The organism is Rhizobium sp. NZLR1b, from assembly GCF_019685155.1.
In the GTDB taxonomy this organism is placed as follows: Bacteria; Pseudomonadota; Alphaproteobacteria; order Rhizobiales; family Rhizobiaceae; genus Rhizobium.
This window is the reverse complement of sequence record NZ_JABDWC010000010.1, coordinates 69,330-85,668: the sequence shown is the minus strand read 5'-3', so window position 1 is coordinate 85,668 and position 16,339 is coordinate 69,330. Positions and strand designations below refer to the sequence as shown.

Sequence of the window (16,339 nt, the reverse complement as noted above, 5' to 3'; positions counted from 1 at the left end):
ATAAAACTGCCGGCCTTTCCTCACGGTCTTCGCTTTCGCCCTCCTTGCTGCCGGCATCGGTCGCGGCTATTCCATTGCTATCGGGAGACGTCCGCCTCGCCTTGTGTCGGCGGCCGGCGCTCCATCGGAGGGCGGCAATGAAGCGTGACATGGCAGGGATATTCAGGGTCGCCCTATTCTGGACAATGGCGCTGTCGACGCTTGCTGCGGCAGTTTCCCCAGGAGCGGCGCAGAGCCCATCTTCGGTTCCTGCCGCAGCAGGTCCGCCGGCCGAAGTGCGTGAGATGATGGAGCTCATGCAGAAACCTGAAGTCAAGCAGTGGATGTCGAACCAGATGGCGACAGCACCTGCGGGCGGTTCCGCGGCTGCGGATCAGATGTCGGTGCTGTCAGGCCTATTGCAGCATGCCCGCCGGCACGTCTCGATGGTCTCCGATGCAGCGATGACGCTACCCTTTCAGATCGGCAATGCATCCTCGCTGTTCTTCGGTGAGATCGCCGCGAACGGCTGGTCGCGCATGGTGGCGCAGTTCCTGGCGATCTTCCTGCTCGGCGCTATTGTCGAGAGCATTGCCCGTTATGCCTTCCGCCGTCGCCGGCGTCGCCTGGCTGAGATGGCCGGCATGCATTTGGCGCCGCGCGTCATCCCGGCGTTGATCTTCGCGGCGGCAACGGTGCTTGCGCTTCTCAGCCTCGGCTGGCCACCGCTTAGCCAGAGCATCGCGATCGTCTGCGTCGTCGCGCTCATCGTGCAACGCTTCACGATCTGCCTCGGCGGCGTGCTGGTCGATCTCATCGGGCTGGCGCGGGCCGAAGAAGAACGACAGGGCATCACCGCCCCGACGATGCCGGGGCGTGCCGTTGCGCTCTTCTGGTACCGCCGTTGCGCGACCTTCGTCATCTATTTCATGCTTGGCTGGGCGGTGATCCAGTCGATGGAGCCGCTTGGCTATTCCGCGAGTGTGCGGCTCCTCGTCGGTTATATCCTCGGCATCGGCCTGCTGTTGATTGCGATCGAAGCGGTCTGGTCGCGGCCGCACAAGGATGAGAAGCGCGGTCACGGGACCTCCTGGGCGCTCATCGTTTATTTCCTGTTGCTCTGGAGCCTCTGGGTCGCAGGCTTCAATTGGCTGCTCTGGCTCGGCATCTATGTGCTGCTGCTGCCGCGCGTGCTTGCCGTCTCGACGATTGCGGTAAAATCGCTGCAGCAGACCGAAGCAAGCTTCCTGGCCACGCGCCGCATTGCGGCCGTGTTGCTCGACCGCGGTGTGCGGGCGCTGATCATTGCCATTGCCGCCATCTGGCTCGGGCGCATGCTCGGCGTCGGCGCCGATACGATGGCCGCCGGCGACACCATGGTCGACAAGATCGCGCGCGGCGTCATCGGCGGCATCGTCATCCTGCTTGCCGCCGATCTTCTCTGGCATGTCATAAAGGCCTATATCGACGGCAAGCTGCTCGATTCATCCGTGGATGGCGGAGCAACGGACGAAGAGAAGGCCAAACGCGCACGGATCCTGACGCTGCTGCCGATCTTCCGCAATATCCTTGCCGTCGTCATCGCCGTCATCGCCGCTTTGATGGTGCTCTCCGGCCTCGGCATCGAGATCGGGCCGTTGATAGCCGGCGCGGGCGTCGTCGGCGTCGCGGTCGGCTTCGGTGCGCAGACGATCGTCAAGGACGTCATCAGCGGCATGTTCTATCTCTGGGACGATGCCTTCCGTATCGGCGAATATATCGAAAGCGGCAGCCACAAGGGCGTGGTCGAGGCTTTCAGCCTGCGCTCGGTGAAGCTCAGACATCATCGCGGGCCGCTGACGACGGTGCCATTCGGCGAACTCGGCGCGGTGAAGAACCTCAACCGCGACTGGACGATCGACAAGATCAGCCTCAACGTCAAATACGACACCGATCTGGTCAAGGCGAAGAAGGTGATCAAGCAGATCGGCCAGACGCTGCTCGAAAATCCGGAATTCGGCCCTCATATCATCGAGACGCTGAAGATGAAGGGTGTCGAGCAGTTCGGCGAATTCGCGATCGAAATCCGGCTGTCGATGATGACGAAACCCGGCGAGCAATTCGTCATCCGCCGCAATGCGCTGGCGATGATCCGCAATGCCTTCAAGGAGAACGGCATCGAATTCGCCGTGCCGACGGTGCAGGTGGCGGGTGATCGCGATGCGGAGGTCGATGCTGCCGTCGCCCGCTACGCCGCCCATGCGCGGGCGAATGGCGAGCCGGCGGCATAGCCGCCTCACATTGCACCGGCGGCTGTAATCAACAGGCCGCCGATGATCGCCATGTTGGTTTTCCAGGTGTTGATCGCGCTATCGCGGGCCGTTCCGTGCATATCCCAGAAATTCAGCAGCATGATCGTGGCGGCAAGAGTGAAGAGGATGAGACCGAATGCCGCCGCCGTGACGAAGAGGCCCAGCATCAGCAGGAGGCCGGCAACGATCTGGAACATGCTGCCCGAGAGCAGCACCGATTTCGCAAGAGGGACGCCGCGGGCCTCGATCGCGTCGGTCAGCGGCACGATGACGAAAAAATGATGAATGCCGCCAGCGACATAGATGCCGCCCAGCAACAGACGGCCGAGGACGATCATCATCAGCGCCGGGCCATCATGCATATCGAACTGTTCTCCCGCATCTCAAATCTCCGGCAAGGGTCAAGCTCGCCCGAAGCTTACGAAAATGCAATGTGCCGTCACGCTCGCCTGCGCAAATTCGCCCCAATTGAGGGTGATGGAGGCCAAGGCGGCGGGGCTGGGGTAGCGGCGGCACGGCTTCATGGAGCTTATATGCCTGTCATGTTACGTCTTTCAAAAATGATTCCCGCCGAGCTGGCAATTGCAGCAGGATAAGAGATGTCGGGTCACGACAATTTGAAAGAGATGGAAGACGCGGACGGATTTTCTTTTCGCGGATTGTTCAGGCGTTACAGAACGCCGCTGACGGCAGCGGCGACACTCGTGGTCTTCTGCCTCGTCGGTTATGCGATCATGCAGCTCACCAACGAGGTGCGCTATGACGACGTTGTCGATGCGCTGGCGGCGACCAGACCGAGCGCTATCCTGCTTGCGTTGTTCTTCACGGCCCTAAGCTTCCTCTCGCTGATCTTCTACGATCTCAACGCGATAGAATATATCGGCAAAAAGCTGCCTTTCCCGCATGTGGCGCTGACGGCGTTCAGTGCCTATGCCGTCGGCAATACCGCGGGCTTCGGCGCGCTTTCCGGCGGCGCGATCCGCTATCGCGCCTATACGCGCCTGGGGCTTTCGCCCGAAGATATCGGCCGCATCATCGCCTTCGTCACACTCTCCTTCGGTCTCGGGCTTGCGGGGGTCGGGGCGATCGCCCTCATCATCATCGCCGATGAGATCGGTCCGCTCATCGGCGTCAGCCCCTTCCTGTTGCGGTTGGCCGCCGGTTCGATCGTCGCCATTCTGGGCGCAGTGATGATCATCGGCCGTGACGGGCGCGTGCTCGACCTCGGTCCCGTGGCAATCCGCCTGCCGGATTCGCGCACCTGGTCGCGGCAGTTCCTCGTCACCGCCTTCGATATCGCCGCTTCGGCGTCGGTGCTCTACGTGCTGCTGCCGCAGACGGCAATCGGCTGGCCGGTCTTCCTTGCCGTCTATGCGATCGCGGTCGGTCTCGGGGTGCTCAGCCACGTTCCGGCCGGGCTCGGCGTGTTCGAGACCGTGATTATCGCGTCACTCGGCAGCGCCGTGAACATCGATGCCGTGCTCGGATCGCTGGTACTTTACCGGCTGGTGTACCATGTGCTGCCGCTGCTGATCGCCGTGCTCGCGGTGTCGGCGACGGAGCTACGCCGTTTCGTCGATCATCCGGCCGCTTCCAGCGTGCGGCGCATCGGCGGAAGGCTGATGCCGCAGCTGCTGTCGGCTCTCGCCCTGCTGCTCGGCGTCATGCTGATCTTTTCGAGCGTCACGCCGACACCGGACCAGAACCTCGAATTCCTCTCCAACTATCTGCCGCTGCCGATGGTGGAAGGGGCGCATTTCCTTTCCAGCCTGCTGGGGCTTGCGCTCGTCGTTGCGGCGCGCGGCCTCGGCCAGCGGCTCGACGGCGCCTGGTGGGTCGCGGTGTTCTCCGCCCTTGCCGCACTGACCTTGTCGCTGCTGAAGGCGATCGCGCTGGTCGAAGCCGCGTTTCTCGCCTTCCTCATCTTCGGGCTCTTCGTCAGCCGGCGGCTTTTTACCCGCCATGCCTCGCTGCTCAACCAGGCGCTGACGGCGTCCTGGCTGATGGCGATTGCCGTCATTGTCGTCGGCGCCGTCGTCATTCTGCTCTTCGTCTATCGCGATGTCGAATACAGCAACCAGCTCTGGTGGCAGTTCGAATTCACTGCCGAAGCGCCGCGCGGACTGCGCGCTGTTCTCGGCATCACCATCATCTCGTCGGCGATCGCCGTCTTCAGCCTGCTTCGGCCGGCGACCTTCCGGCCGGAACCGGCGACGGAGGAGGCGCTAGAGCGTGCCGTCGAGATTGTCGCCAAGCAGGGCAATGCCGACGCCAATCTGGTGCGCATGGGCGACAAGAGCATCATGTTCTCGGAAAAGGGTGACGCCTTCATCATGTATGGTCGGCAGGGCCGGTCCTGGATCGCGCTGTTCGACCCGGTCGGCGAACATCGCGCCGTGCAGGAGCTCGTCTGGCGTTTCGTCGAAGCGGCGCGCGCCGCCGGCTGCCGGGCCGTGTTCTATCAGATTTCGCCGTCGCTGCTTTCTCCTTGCGCCGATGCCGGCCTTCGCGCCTTCAAGCTCGGCGAACTGGCAGTGACCGATCTGAGGGCCTTCGAGATGAAGGGCGGCAAATGGGCGAACCTTCGCCAGACGGCAAGTCGTGCCCAGCGCGACGGGCTGGAATTTGCCGTCGTCGTCCCTGAGGATGTGCCCTCGGTCATCGATGACCTCTCCGCCGTTTCCACGGCCTGGCTCGAGCATCACAACGCCAAGGAAAAGGGCTTTTCGCTCGGCGCCTTCGATCCTGACTACGTCTCCTCCCAACCGGTCGGCATCCTGAAAAAGGACGGCATGATCGTCGCTTTCGCCAATATCCTCGTGACCGAATCCAGGCAGGAAGGCACGATCGATCTCATGCGCTTCTCGCCGGATGCGCCGAAGGGCTCGATGGACTTTCTCTTCGTGCAGATCATGGAATATCTGCGCGGCGAGGGTTTCACCCACTTCAATCTTGGCATGGCGCCCCTTTCGGGCATGTCGAAACGCGAGGCGGCGCCTGTCTGGGACCGCATCGGCAGCACCGTCTTCGAACATGGCGAGCGCTTCTACAACTTCAAAGGCCTTCGGGCATTCAAATCAAAGTTTCATCCGCACTGGCAACCGCGCTATCTTGCGGTCTCTGGAGGGGGCAATCCGATGATCGCGTTGATGGACGCGACATTTCTGATCGGGGGCGGATTGAAAGGGGTAGTGAGAAAATGATCAGGACATTCCTTCTTGCCGCAGCATGCGCCTGCATGCTCGCGGCCGCACCAGCTGACGCCGCCGAGGAGACCACGCAGAGCTTTGAAACCGGGCTCATCCCGTCACCGCACATCTTCCTTCCGGAAGGGGAGGTAAAGGGCACGGTGATGCTGATCTCGGATGCCGCCGGTTGGGGCGACTATGAGAAGGCGGAGGCCGACAGGCTGGTCGCCGAAGGCGCCGTCGTCATCGGCGTCGACTTTCCCTCCTATATCCAGGCGCTCAGCCAATATGACGTCAGCCTCAACGATGGCTGCGTCTACATGGTTTCGGACATCGAATCTCTGAGCCAGCAGGTCCAGCGCGCGACCGGCAACAATGCCTATCACCTGCCGATCGTCGCCGGCATCGGCGAGGGCGGGGCCTTAGCGCTGGCGATTGCCGCGCAGACACCGGATGCGACGATCGGCCAGACACTTGCCGTCGATCCGGTCGCCGGCATTCCGCTTGCCAAAGAGCTTTGCACGCCGGCTTCCAAGAAGGTCGTCGGCCAGCGTATCATGTATGGCCTCAGCGACGGTGCCCTGCCGGATCCGATCGTCACCGTCTTCACGCCCAATGCCGCCAAGGATGGCAAGGCGCATGCCGAAGCGCTGAAGAGGGTCCATGCCGCGATCGAGATCCGCGATTCCACCGACGATGCGCAGACGGTGTTTGCCGATACGCTCGACGATCTCGTCACCGCTTCCGGCGCCTTCGGTAATCCGCTCGGCCTGCCGCTTGCGGTCCTTGAGGCGACCCCCGCCCTCGATACGATGGCGGTGATCTATTCGGGCGACGGCGGCTGGCGCGACATCGACAAGGAGGTCGGCGGCACGCTGCAGAAGGAAGGCATTCCGGTCGTCGGCGTCGATTCGCTTCACTATTTCTGGTCGGAACGCAAGCCGGATGAGACCGCCGCCGATCTTTCGAAGATCATCGATTTCTACCGCAAGCAGTGGAAGGTGAAGCATGTGCTGCTCGTCGGATATTCCTTCGGCGCCGATGTCGTGCCGGCGACCTACCAGCTTCTCAAGCCAGCTGAAAAATCGGCGGTGGCGCAATTATCGCTGCTGTCGCTCTCGCACCAGGTCGACTACGTCATCTCCGTTCTCGGCTGGCTTGGCCAGAAAACGGATGGTGCCGGAGGCGATCCCGTCAGCGATCTGAAGAACGTCGATCCAAAGCTCGTGCAATGCATCTACGGCAAGGACGACGATGACGATGTCGCCTGTCCGGCATTGAAGGATAGCGGCGCCGAGGTCATCGAACTGCCCGGCGACCACCATTTCGACGAGAATTACGACCTTCTTACCAAGACGATCATCGACGGTCTGAAAAGACGCCTGCAGGATTAACGCATCAGCTTCGCTTCGCTCCAGCCAAGTTCGGCGAGTTCCTCGCCGCGAAACCGCGCATCGTCGGCGACGATGAATTCGTCGAGCTGTGGCGGAGCAACGCTGGTGCCGGAGAGCATCGCATGCACCTGGCCGCGATGATGCGTCTGGTGCTGGAAGAGGTGAGCGAGCACGTCTTCCATCCGCTCTTCCTGGATGCGGGCGCTGCGATGGAGGCTGATGGTCGAGGTGAGCCTCTCCGGCGTCAGAGCCTCGCAAAGTGCGGTGAGGCGCTGATCAACCTTGGCCTGCGCTTCGGTGAACGATGAAACGTCATCGAAGGGTTCATCGACCTCGAAGGCCTGGTAGCCGAGCGTGCCGCCTTCCAGTCCGTCGACATAGAACCAGTCGACCGTGATATTGTGGTTCAAGGTTTCCTTGATCGAGGGGAAGAAGCTTGTGCGCGGCGCTTCGAATTCGCCGGGCTTCAGTGCCGCGCAGGTCTGAAGCAGACGGTGGTTGGCAAGGGCGTTGTTATAGCCAAGTTTGCGGAATGCCCTGACGGGATCGAAGGTCGGCATCGGCAGCTTTCCTCTTCAAGTGCTTCTAGAACAGGATGGTTATAGGCCCGGTCGGCCTAAAATGATCCTGTTCTGCATTAAAGAGTTAGAGCGTGATGTGATAAGAAAACCGCTCACACTTTTCTGCATCACGCTCTGGAACGGTTGCCTCAGTCTCAGTCATCGAGGTTGCCGTCGCGCCAGACGAGATGACGGGGTGCTAGGGGCAGGTTCTCGATTTCATTGGCGATGAAATAGGGCGGAATGTCGAGCGCTGTCAGGGCCGTGCGCGTTGCCGCCACCCATTTGAATTCGAGATGATTGTTGCCGTCTTCGACGCGATGAATGATTTGGTGTGGCTGAAACGGGAATTCCGGCGGGATGTCCATCAGGTAATAGAAGCCGAGTTCATGCCAGTTGCGGTGTTCGTAGCGGAAGAAGTTCTCGACGATCCAGAGCAGGCGGGAAATTGAGACTTCGACGCCCAGCTCCTCCACCATCTCGCGTTTCAGCGTTTCTTCCGAGGTCTCGCCGATTTCCGCCCTGCCGCCCGGAAAGGTCCAGAAGGGTTCATGCACGGCGCGATGGACGAGCACGTGGCCATCGCGGAAGCCGAGACCGGCGATGCGATAATTGAATCGCTCGGCGCCCGCATTCAGGCGGATGAGAGTGCGCTTGGTCATGCTATTCTATCCGAGATCGATCACGACAATTTCCGGCGGGACGCCGAAGCGCACCGGTGCGATGGAGCAGCCGAGGCCGCCGGACACGATGATATTACGACCCTCCTCGACCATATGGCCATATGCGTAACGATTGCCGTAACGCGAGGGGACGATCGGCGAACGGCCGAGGAAACGGATCTGTCCGCCATGTGTGTGGCCCGATAGCGTCAGCGAGACGCGCTCGGGCACCCGCGGAAAGATATCGGGCTCATGGGCGAGCAGGATGACGGGTGCATCGTCGGTCACCTGAGCCATCGTTCCATCGAGATCGTCGAGGCCGAGCATATGGGTGCGGCCCCACTTTTTGCCGGGCAGCAGCGCCAGCTGATCTTCGAGGCCTGCCAGCCAGAAGCCGCGGCCATCCTTTTCGACCCGAACGGCGCGGTTGCCGTAGACCGGGATTCCGACGTCGGCAAGCGCCCGGTGCCCGAACGTTTCCATGCCGCCGTTTTTCTGGGCCGACCTGTCTTCCCACCAATCGTGGTTGCCCATGATCGCATGGACGCCGAGAGGGGCCCGCAAGGTGGCGAGCGCCTTCGACCATTGGCTCGAATGCACATATTGCGTCACCATGTTCATGCCGGCAGCATAATCGCCGAGGAGAACGGTGACATCGCCTTCGAGTTCATTGGCTCTGTGGCAGATCGCGGTGATGCGGCTTGCCGACATCCACGGTTCGCAGGCATGAAGATCGGCGAGCGCGACGATGCGGAGCTTGAGCCCTGGCGTCCATCCGGGCGGGGTCAGCCGGTAGCGGGTGATGGCGAGCCTTGCCAACGGTTCATAGGCAAAGGCGTAACCGCCGAGGGACATGACGCCTGCGACACCGCCGCCAAGAACCTTGAAGAATCCGCGGCGGGTGATCACTCAGTTGTCCTCCTGGAACAGCCGGAACTGCGCAGCCTCCATATCCTTGGGCGGTTGCATTCCCAGATGTTTCCACGCGATTGCGGTCAGAACACGGCCGCGCGGCGTGCGCTGAATGAAACCCTGCTGGATCATGTAGGGCTCGATGATGTCTTCGATCGCGTCGCGCGGCTCGGAAAGCCCGGCGGCGATGGTCTCGATGCCGACCGGGCCGCCGCCGAAATTGACGGCGATCATGTTGAGATAGCGTTTGTCGAGCTGGTCGAAGCCGACATTGTCGACCAGCAGGCGGGTCAACGCCTCGTCGGCAATCTCGCGGGTGACGGATTCGGCCCTTGCCACCTCGGCGAAGTCGCGCACACGCCGCAGCAGCCGGCCGGCGATGCGCGGCGTGCCGCGGGCGCGTCTTGCAATTTCGCGGGCGCCTTCCTCGGTAATCGGCAGGTTCATCAGCCGGGCGCCGCGGCGCACGATCAGTTCCAGCTCCTCGACGGTGTAGAAGCTCAGGCGCACCGGAATGCCAAAGCGGTCGCGCAACGGCGTCGTCAACAGGCCGAGGCGGGTGGTGGCCGCCACCAGGGTGAATTTCGAGAGATCAATTTTCACCGAACGAGCGGCAGGGCCTTCGCCGATGATAAGGTCGAGCTGGAAGTCTTCCATGGCCGGATAGAGGATTTCCTCGACGGCGGGATTGAGGCGATGGATCTCGTCGATGAAGAGCACGTCGCGCTCCTCGAGATTGGTAAGCAGGGCCGCGAGATCGCCGGCCTTGGCGATCACTGGACCGGATGTCGAGCGGAAATTGACGCCGAGCTCCTTCGCCATGATCTGCGCCAGCGTCGTCTTGCCGAGGCCGGGCGGGCCGACGAAGAGCACATGGTCCAGCGCCTCGCCGCGGTTCTTCGCCGCCTCGATGAAAACTTTCAGATTGGCGCGCGCTTCGGCCTGGCCGGTGAATTCGTCCAGCGATTGCGGGCGCAGGGTGATATCGAGATCTTCGCCCCGCTTTTCCGGCGATATCAGGCGGGCGGGTTCGCTCATGAAAGAAGCTCCATGCCTGGCACGGTCTTGAATGCGTGCCGGTCAAATGTCTTAGTCGCCTGGCATCCCTCAGCCGCGGCGCGATAACCAATCAAGGCATCGGCAAAATCGGCATTGCGCGTTTCCACGGCTCTTAGCACCATGATAACGAGGGTTTGGTTTTCGATGTCCAAACCTCTGACGCGTGTCAATTTGCCGATTGCATCGACGACGTCCTTTTTCTTGAAGCCGAACCGCGCGCGCAATGCCCAATCCAGTTCCAAAAGGTTCAGCAGGGAGAGAAATCCACGATAATCCCTGCCGATACCCCCGCCGAATTTCAGTGCAGCCGCCCTTTGCTCCGGATCATCGTCGACGATGAGTCTCAGCAGGACGTTGGTATCTACGCCATAGGCGATCATGCTGCGATATCCGATTTCGATCGTCTGGCTTCATCGACCACGTCGCTGCCCGCAGCATCGGTGACGGCCACGTCGATCTCCTCCAGCGAGCCACGACCATTCGGAGGCGCTCCGAGAAGGCCTGCAAGGTCGTTGAAGTTGATCGATTTCGGTGTCATCACGACTTCTCCGTCGATGACGGAGAAAACCAGTTGATCGCCAGGTCGAAGGCCGAGAGCATCCCGCAAGTCTTTGGGGAGCGTGATCTGACCTTTGGGCGAAAGCGTAAATTCTCCCCACATCGTTCGGAAATCCCATTTTTGTGCGGCAGTTGGAATGCTTGCAAACTGGCAGAAAAGTGACAGTTTATCCTACTTTATCGCGCCAATTCTTTCAATCCCAACCTAATCAACTTTGCGCTGTCGGCGCCGTCGCCCGCCACCTTCATCGCCGCGGCAATGGCATTTGCCGCCTGGTCGCGGGAATAGCCGAGGTTCGTCAGTGCGGAAACCGCATCGGTAACTGGTGCGGCCGCGACACCTTCGCCGAGTTCCTGCTTGAGGGCAATATTGATCCCTTCCCCGGCAAAGGCCGGCGCCCGGTTCTTGAGTTCGGTGACGAGGCGCATCGCCACTTTCGGGCCGACCCCCGGCGCGCGGGAGACGGCGGTGCGGTCCTGCAGAGCTATTGCATTGGCGAGTTCGCCCGGCGTCAGGGTCGAGAGTACGGCAAGCGCCACCTTGGCGCCGACGCCCTGGACACTCTGGAGCAAATTGAACCATTCCCGCTCCAGCGCCGTCATGAAGCCGAAGAGCTTCAATTGATCCTCGCGCACATAGGTCTCGATGAACAGCATGCAGGCCTCGCCGGCCGAGCCAAGCTTGGAGAGGGTGCGGGCGGAGCAATGGGCGACGTAGCAGACGCCGTGCACATCGACGAGTACATAGTCTTCGCCGATCTCGTCTATGGTGCCTTTCAGCTTGCCGATCATGGGTCGCGGTCTTTCAAGGGTGCGTTTCGGGTGTGATAAGTTCCACGGAGGGAAAGTAAGACCGGTATCCGCCGGGATCGCGGGTCAAAATTTTGTAACCCCTGATCGTCGCATGGGCGCCGATGAGGAAGTCGGGCAATATCCGTTCGCGTCCTCCGCCGGCACGACGGTAAAGCCGGAAAGCTTGAGCAGCGGCAAATACAGCCGGCCAAGGCAGGTTCTCGCGGCGGAATTCATCCTGCGGAAGCAGTTGCTCAACTTCATCCATATCGTCGTAGCGAACGGAAAATTCGGAATAGATAATCGGATTTATGAGCACTGGCCCATCTCTGAAGACGTCGAGCAATTTCCGACGCGACCACCCATGCCAGTCCGAACTGACCACGGCCAGGTCGACGAGGATGTTTGTATCGACAAGCGTCGCCATCAGCGATCACGGGTCATCGACATGAGGTCTTCGGCATCGATCTTCTGATCACCGGTTCCTTCGAGACGACGGATCGTCTGCAGGAACCGGTCGAGCCGACCTCTATCCTCGATCTCCTGCCTGCCATTTTTCGGCGAGACAACCAGCTTGCCGTTCTCGATCGAGAAGATGACCTCGCTGTTGGCCTCGATGCCGGCAAGCTCCCTGAGATCGCGAGGGATGGTGACCTGGCCTTTGGACGTGACGCGCATCTTGTTGCTCCTTCAAAGTAAGAATTATCCTTACCATCGGAACAAGTCAAGAACAAACTAGCCGGCCAGTGCCTGCCGCATCCGGTTGCTGCCGCGATTGTGGGCATGGCAGATGGCGATCGCCAGGGCGTCGGCCGCGTCATCGCCCTTGAATTCAACTTTCGGCATCAGGATTTTCAACATCATATGGATCTGGCGCTTTTCGCCATGGCCGACGCCGATGACCGCCTTCTTCACGGCATTCGGAGCATATTCGGAGACCTGCAGTCCGGCGCGGGCCGGCACCAGCATGGCGATGCCGCGGGCCTGGCCAAGTTTCAGGGTCGCCACAGCATCCTTGTTGACGAAGGTCTGTTCGACGGCAGCTTCATCCGGCGTGTAGCTATGGACGACCTCCGCCAGGCCATCGTGCAACTGGCAGAGGCGAGAGGCGAGGTCCATGTCTCCATCGGAGGTCACGGTTCCGGAGGCCACAAACCGCAGGGAATTGCCAAGCGTGTCGATGATTCCCCAGCCGGTGCGGCGAAGCCCGGGATCGATGCCGACGATGCGAATCGTATTTTGCATGGTTCAACCTATAGCGACTGCGAAATAACTGCCATCGATATGTGAACAAAACAAAAACATTCTCGGATTTAAGCCGCTCCATTTACCGCGAATTAAAACAGATGCTTGAATTCTAGTGTCAAATACGAAGGGGGGTCTCGTGTCGCAAGGAGATAAGCCCCCCGATGTTCTGTTTAAAGATCGGTCGATCAGGCATGCGCTGCGTGCCCACGCCGGCAGGCGTGTCAGAAGGGGTTCGTCGTACATGGCTCAGAGATTTCAGTCCCTGTCCTTCAAGGTCATTGCCACATTCATTCTGCTGACCGTGCTATCGATCGCCGTGATCGACGTGCTTGCCTATTTCGCCAGCAGCCGGATCTCCGACGAGCAAGCGCTGAAGGCTAAGGAGAGCGTACTGATCTTTCGCGGCGACATGCTGCAGGACCAGCTGACGCAGCTTGAAAACCAGGCAAATTCCATCGCGCGCATCGAATCGTTGCAGATGTCGATCACCAGCCTGAAGAGCGGCTGGAAGACGATCGAGAAGACCTCGGGCGATGCCCGCGCCGAATTGAAGAGGGTTTTCATTGCGGGCAATCCCAACCCGGCCGACCAGCGGGAGAAGCTGATGAAGCCGGAAGGACCGAGCGGCTTTTATTATTCGAACCACGAGAAGACGCAGGGCGAAGTTGCCCGCGATCTCGAGGGTACCGCCTTCAGCGATCTGCTGATTGCCGACCTCGACGGCACGGTCCTCTATTCCTACAAGAAGCAAGACGATTTCGCCGAGAACCTCAAGTCGGACGCGTGGAAGACCACCGGCGCCGGTATCGCCTTCGCCAAGGCGATCGAGAATACCGCCAAGGCGACCGATGACGCCGCGCCGACGGGTTTTTCCGGTCTTCGCGTCGATACCGCCAGCGGCAAATCGGCGATCTTCTATGCCGTACCGATCATCAAACTCGGTGCGGCCAAGGGCATCATCCTCTTCAAGGTGCGCGACGACATCGTCACCGGTATCCTTGGCAAGGGCATCGTCCAGGGCAGCACGGCGCAGGCAGCGATCGTCTCCAGCGATGGCTCCGCCGTCGGTCTCGACGCGAGCGGCAAGCTTGCGACGCTCGATGCGGCTCCTTTCACCTTCATCAAGAACGCGCTTGCCAGTTCGGCGATGACGGTGGCCGACTTCAGCCGGGCGGACGGCGCGGCCCGCGCCTATGTCGGCGGTATCGACTATCGTGGCGACCGCTTCCTCGTTGTCGAGAGCGTGCTTTTGAGCGAGCTTAATGCCGGCTCGATCGAGATCGCCACGCTGCTGACGATGATCGGCATCGGCGTGCTCGTCGTCATGGCGGTCGCGACCGGCCTCGTCACCAATTTCCTGTTTTCGCCGCTTGCGCGGCTTGCCGGCGTCACCCGTGATGTTGCCGACGGCAAGCTCGACAGCGAGATCGGCAGCCAGAACCGCAAGGACGAGATCGGCACGATGGCGAATGCGCTCGCCCGCTTCCGCCAGTCGCTGATCGAAAGCCGCGAACTCGAAGCCGCCAGCGAAGAAACGCGCCTGAAGGCCGATCACGACCGCCAGCAGAACCTGGCTGAGCGCGAAGCCGAGGCGAAGAGCCTGCAGCACGTCGTCGAAGCGATCGATGAGGGTCTGCATCATCTGGCGACTGGCGATCTCGCCTACCAGATCGATACCCGTTTCCCGAATGAGCTTGAAAGCCTGCGCGTCAATTTCAACGAGGCGCTGGCGACGCTGAGTGAAACAATGACGGCTATCGGCGGCAACTCGATGGCGGTGCGTGCCGGCTCAGAGGAGATGCGCACCGGCGCCGACGAGCTTGCAGGGCGCACCGAGCGTCAGGCCGGCTCGATCACCGAGACGGCGAATGCGATCAGCGCCATCACCCAGTCCGTCCGCCGGCAGATCGAGCGAGCCGAACAGGCCGAGCGCATCGCCCGCGACGCCAAGAAGGAGACGACTGGCTCCGGCCAGATCATGCGCGAGACGATTGCAGCGATGGAGGCAATCCAGACGTCTTCGCGTCAGATCAACACGATCATCTCGGTCATCGACGACATCGCTTTCCAGACCAACCTCTTGGCGCTCAATGCTGGCGTCGAGGCGGCGCGTGCCGGTGAATCGGGCAAGGGCTTCGCCGTCGTCGCCATGGAAGTGCGCGAGCTGGCACAGCGCTCATCGAGTGCGGCAAAGGAAATCTCCAGCCTGCTGCAGAAATCGACATATGAAGTCGAAAGCGGCGTGGCGCTTGTGGAAAAGGCTGGCGTTGCGTTGACCGGCATCGGCGCCCATGTCGAGGCGATCAACGGACAAATCAATGAGATCATGGGTGCGACCCGCGAGGAAGCCAATACGTTACGCGAGATCAACAGTGCCGTCGCCGAACTCGACGCGATGACGCAGCAGAACGCGTCGATGGTCGAGGAGACGACGGCGGCGATCCACAGGCTGGCAACGGAAGCCCTGGAAATGGATCGCCAGCTCGGTAATTTCACGCTGCCGCACGGAAACCACCACCCAAGCGCCGAAGTGCATGTGCTGCGCCGTCACCGGTAAACCGTGGCTTCTGAGAGCTGACACTGGGTCGCGCTCGCGCGGCCCTTTTGTTTGGGTGCATGGTTTGGAATGGCTGGGGCGGCAACCTACATAGACGGCATCGTTCAACTGCCCGGTAGGTTTCCCATGGTTCCCTTCTCCATACTCGACCTTTCCCCCGTTGCCGAAGGCAGCAGCATCCGCCAGTCTCTCGAGAGCTCGGCGCGGATGGCCGGGAAGGCCGAGCAATTCGGCTACAAGCGCTTTTGGCTCGCCGAGCATCACGGCATGCCGGGGATCGCCAGCGCCGCCACTGCCGTCGTCATCGGCCATGTCGGCGCCGCAACAACGCGCATCCGTATCGGCTCCGGCGGCATCATGCTGCCCAATCATTCGCCGCTCGTCATTGCCGAGCAGTTCGGCACGCTCGAGGCGCTCTTCCCCGGCCGCATCGATCTCGGCCTCGGGCGCGCGCCGGGAACGGACATGCGCACGGCACAGGCGCTGCGGCGCAATCTCGAGGCCGGTGCGAACAGTTTCCCGAACGACGTGGTGGAACTGCAGCAACTCCTCGATACGCCAGTCGAAAACCAGACGATCCTTGCGGTTCCCGGCAATTCATCGCATATCCCGATCTGGCTGCTGGGCTCCAGCCTCTACAGTGCCCAGCTTGCTTCCATGCTAGGACTTCCCTATGCCTTCGCTTCGCATTTTGCGCCCGACATGCTGCTTGATGCGATCGCGATCTACCGGGACCGCTTCCAGCCCTCGTCGACGCTCGACAAACCTTATGTGATGGTCGGCGTGATGGGCGCGGTGGCTGCGACCGACGAAGAGGCGCGGTACCATTTCACCTCCGCCGAGCAGCAGTTCGTCAACCTGCGCCGCAATGTCCGCGGCCCGTTCCCGCGCCCGTTGGCCGATATGGAAAATTTCTGGTCGCCGATGGAGAAGATGAACGTCGAACACACGCTGCGTTACGCCGTGGTCGGATCGCCGACGACGGCGGAGGCGAAACTGACGGAGTTTCTCAAGGAAACGCAGGCCGACGAGGTGATCATCTCGATGCCGATCCACGACATCGAAGCGCGGTTGACGTCGGTGGAACTGTTTGCGGGCTTGGGAAATTTCATGCGGGCGGCCGCGTAGGCTTGCCAAGC

Annotated in this window: 16 protein-coding genes; 5 read left to right on the top strand and 11 right to left on the bottom strand. The window is 61.2% G+C overall.

Features of this window, described 5'->3' with window-relative positions; genetic code table 11:
• The first annotated feature begins 137 nt into the window (after window positions 1–137).
• Complete coding sequence (locus tag HJB84_RS16560) at window positions 138–2,249, top strand: mechanosensitive ion channel family protein (protein WP_207581689.1); 2,112 nt, start codon at window positions 138–140, stop codon at window positions 2,247–2,249.
• Window positions 2,250–2,254: 5 nt separating this feature from the next.
• Here HJB84_RS16560 and HJB84_RS16555 read toward each other — a convergent pair whose 3' ends face one another.
• Entirely contained in the window at window positions 2,255–2,632 is a 378-nt protein-coding gene (locus HJB84_RS16555) for a DoxX family protein (RefSeq protein ID WP_221116396.1), read from the bottom strand.
• A 237-nt stretch (window positions 2,633–2,869) separates the two neighbouring features.
• Here HJB84_RS16555 and mprF point away from each other — a divergent pair, with 237 nt between their 5' ends.
• Together mprF and HJB84_RS16545 are read left to right on the top strand one after the other, a co-directional pair.
• The gene (gene mprF, locus HJB84_RS16550) at window positions 2,870–5,473 is read left to right on the top strand and encodes a bifunctional lysylphosphatidylglycerol flippase/synthetase MprF (RefSeq protein WP_207581687.1); all 2,604 of its coding nucleotides are present in this window, start codon (window positions 2,870–2,872) and stop codon (window positions 5,471–5,473) included.
• Window positions 5,470–6,852 (top strand): virulence factor family protein, encoded by a 1,383-nt coding sequence (locus HJB84_RS16545; RefSeq protein WP_207581686.1) that lies wholly within the window; start codon window positions 5,470–5,472, stop codon window positions 6,850–6,852. Before mprF ends, HJB84_RS16545 begins: the two co-directional genes overlap by 4 nt.
• On the opposite strand, the gene HJB84_RS16540 is transcribed toward HJB84_RS16545, so the two are convergent.
• From HJB84_RS16540 to ruvC, 10 genes are all read right to left on the bottom strand, one after another.
• Window positions 6,849–7,412 carry a DinB family protein gene (locus tag HJB84_RS16540; protein WP_221116395.1) on the bottom strand — a complete coding sequence of 188 codons (564 nt, stop codon included), beginning with the start codon at window positions 7,410–7,412 and terminating at the stop codon, window positions 6,849–6,851. The genes HJB84_RS16545 and HJB84_RS16540 overlap by 4 nt on opposite strands.
• A 155-nt stretch (window positions 7,413–7,567) precedes the next feature.
• Window positions 7,568–8,074 carry an NUDIX hydrolase gene (locus tag HJB84_RS16535; protein WP_221116394.1) on the bottom strand — a complete coding sequence of 169 codons (507 nt, stop codon included), beginning with the start codon at window positions 8,072–8,074 and terminating at the stop codon, window positions 7,568–7,570.
• 6 nt (window positions 8,075–8,080) lie between these two features.
• Entirely contained in the window at window positions 8,081–8,983 is a 903-nt protein-coding gene (locus HJB84_RS16530) for a metallophosphoesterase (protein ID WP_221116393.1), read from the bottom strand.
• On the bottom strand, window positions 8,984–10,024 hold the full coding sequence (ruvB, locus tag HJB84_RS16525; RefSeq protein ID WP_130678301.1) for a Holliday junction branch migration DNA helicase RuvB: 1,041 nt from the start codon (window positions 10,022–10,024) through the stop codon (window positions 8,984–8,986).
• The gene (locus HJB84_RS16520) at window positions 10,021–10,425 is read right to left on the bottom strand and encodes a PIN domain-containing protein (protein ID WP_221116391.1); all 405 of its coding nucleotides are present in this window, start codon (window positions 10,423–10,425) and stop codon (window positions 10,021–10,023) included. Before HJB84_RS16520 ends, ruvB begins: the two co-directional genes overlap by 4 nt.
• Complete coding sequence (locus HJB84_RS16515; protein WP_221116390.1) at window positions 10,422–10,706, bottom strand: AbrB/MazE/SpoVT family DNA-binding domain-containing protein; 285 nt, start codon at window positions 10,704–10,706, stop codon at window positions 10,422–10,424. Before HJB84_RS16515 ends, HJB84_RS16520 begins: the two co-directional genes overlap by 4 nt.
• A gap of 74 nt (window positions 10,707–10,780) precedes the next feature.
• Window positions 10,781–11,395 (bottom strand): Holliday junction branch migration protein RuvA, encoded by a 615-nt coding sequence (gene ruvA, locus HJB84_RS16510; RefSeq protein ID WP_221116389.1) that lies wholly within the window; start codon window positions 11,393–11,395, stop codon window positions 10,781–10,783.
• Between the two features lie 13 nt (window positions 11,396–11,408).
• A complete protein-coding gene (locus HJB84_RS16505) occupies window positions 11,409–11,822 on the bottom strand; it encodes a type II toxin-antitoxin system VapC family toxin (protein ID WP_207581679.1) in 414 nt (137 codons plus the stop codon).
• On the bottom strand, window positions 11,822–12,073 hold the full coding sequence (locus HJB84_RS16500; RefSeq protein WP_221116388.1) for an AbrB/MazE/SpoVT family DNA-binding domain-containing protein: 252 nt from the start codon (window positions 12,071–12,073) through the stop codon (window positions 11,822–11,824). The genes HJB84_RS16505 and HJB84_RS16500 overlap by 1 nt, the downstream gene beginning before the upstream one ends.
• A 57-nt stretch (window positions 12,074–12,130) precedes the next feature.
• On the bottom strand, window positions 12,131–12,640 hold the full coding sequence (gene ruvC / locus HJB84_RS16495) for a crossover junction endodeoxyribonuclease RuvC (RefSeq protein WP_209881823.1): 510 nt from the start codon (window positions 12,638–12,640) through the stop codon (window positions 12,131–12,133).
• Window positions 12,641–12,884: 244 nt separating this feature from the next.
• On the opposite strand from ruvC, the gene HJB84_RS16490 reads away from it, so the two are divergent.
• Together HJB84_RS16490 and HJB84_RS16485 are read left to right on the top strand one after the other, a co-directional pair.
• A complete protein-coding gene (locus tag HJB84_RS16490; RefSeq protein WP_221116387.1) occupies window positions 12,885–15,200 on the top strand; it encodes a methyl-accepting chemotaxis protein in 2,316 nt (771 codons plus the stop codon).
• 126 nt (window positions 15,201–15,326) lie between these two features.
• The gene (locus HJB84_RS16485) at window positions 15,327–16,328 is read left to right on the top strand and encodes an LLM class flavin-dependent oxidoreductase (protein ID WP_221116437.1); all 1,002 of its coding nucleotides are present in this window, start codon (window positions 15,327–15,329) and stop codon (window positions 16,326–16,328) included.
• Window positions 16,329–16,339 lie beyond the last annotated feature (11 nt).

Bases quoted from the DNA above. Each gene is read 5' to 3' on its own strand.
- HJB84_RS16560 (WP_207581689.1), top strand. From the start codon at position 138: ATGAAGCGTGACATGGCAGGGATATTCAGGGTCGCCCTATTCTGGACA.
- HJB84_RS16555 (WP_221116396.1), bottom strand. From the start codon at position 2,632: ATGCATGATGGCCCGGCGCTGATGATGATCGTCCTCGGCCGTCTGTTG.
- mprF (WP_207581687.1), top strand. From the start codon at position 2,870: ATGTCGGGTCACGACAATTTGAAAGAGATGGAAGACGCGGACGGATTT.
- HJB84_RS16545 (WP_207581686.1), top strand. From the start codon at position 5,470: ATGATCAGGACATTCCTTCTTGCCGCAGCATGCGCCTGCATGCTCGCG.
- HJB84_RS16540 (WP_221116395.1), bottom strand. From the start codon at position 7,412: ATGCCGACCTTCGATCCCGTCAGGGCATTCCGCAAACTTGGCTATAAC.
- HJB84_RS16535 (WP_221116394.1), bottom strand. From the start codon at position 8,074: ATGACCAAGCGCACTCTCATCCGCCTGAATGCGGGCGCCGAGCGATTC.
- ruvB (WP_130678301.1), bottom strand. From the start codon at position 10,024: ATGAGCGAACCCGCCCGCCTGATATCGCCGGAAAAGCGGGGCGAAGAT.
- HJB84_RS16520 (WP_221116391.1), bottom strand. From the start codon at position 10,425: ATGATCGCCTATGGCGTAGATACCAACGTCCTGCTGAGACTCATCGTC.
- HJB84_RS16515 (WP_221116390.1), bottom strand. From the start codon at position 10,706: ATGTGGGGAGAATTTACGCTTTCGCCCAAAGGTCAGATCACGCTCCCC.
- ruvA (WP_221116389.1), bottom strand. From the start codon at position 11,395: ATGATCGGCAAGCTGAAAGGCACCATAGACGAGATCGGCGAAGACTAT.
- HJB84_RS16505 (WP_207581679.1), bottom strand. From the start codon at position 11,822: ATGGCGACGCTTGTCGATACAAACATCCTCGTCGACCTGGCCGTGGTC.
- HJB84_RS16500 (WP_221116388.1), bottom strand. From the start codon at position 12,073: ATGCGCGTCACGTCCAAAGGCCAGGTCACCATCCCTCGCGATCTCAGG.
- ruvC (WP_209881823.1), bottom strand. From the start codon at position 12,640: ATGCAAAATACGATTCGCATCGTCGGCATCGATCCCGGGCTTCGCCGC.
- HJB84_RS16490 (WP_221116387.1), top strand. From the start codon at position 12,885: ATGGCTCAGAGATTTCAGTCCCTGTCCTTCAAGGTCATTGCCACATTC.
- HJB84_RS16485 (WP_221116437.1), top strand. From the start codon at position 15,327: ATGGTTCCCTTCTCCATACTCGACCTTTCCCCCGTTGCCGAAGGCAGC.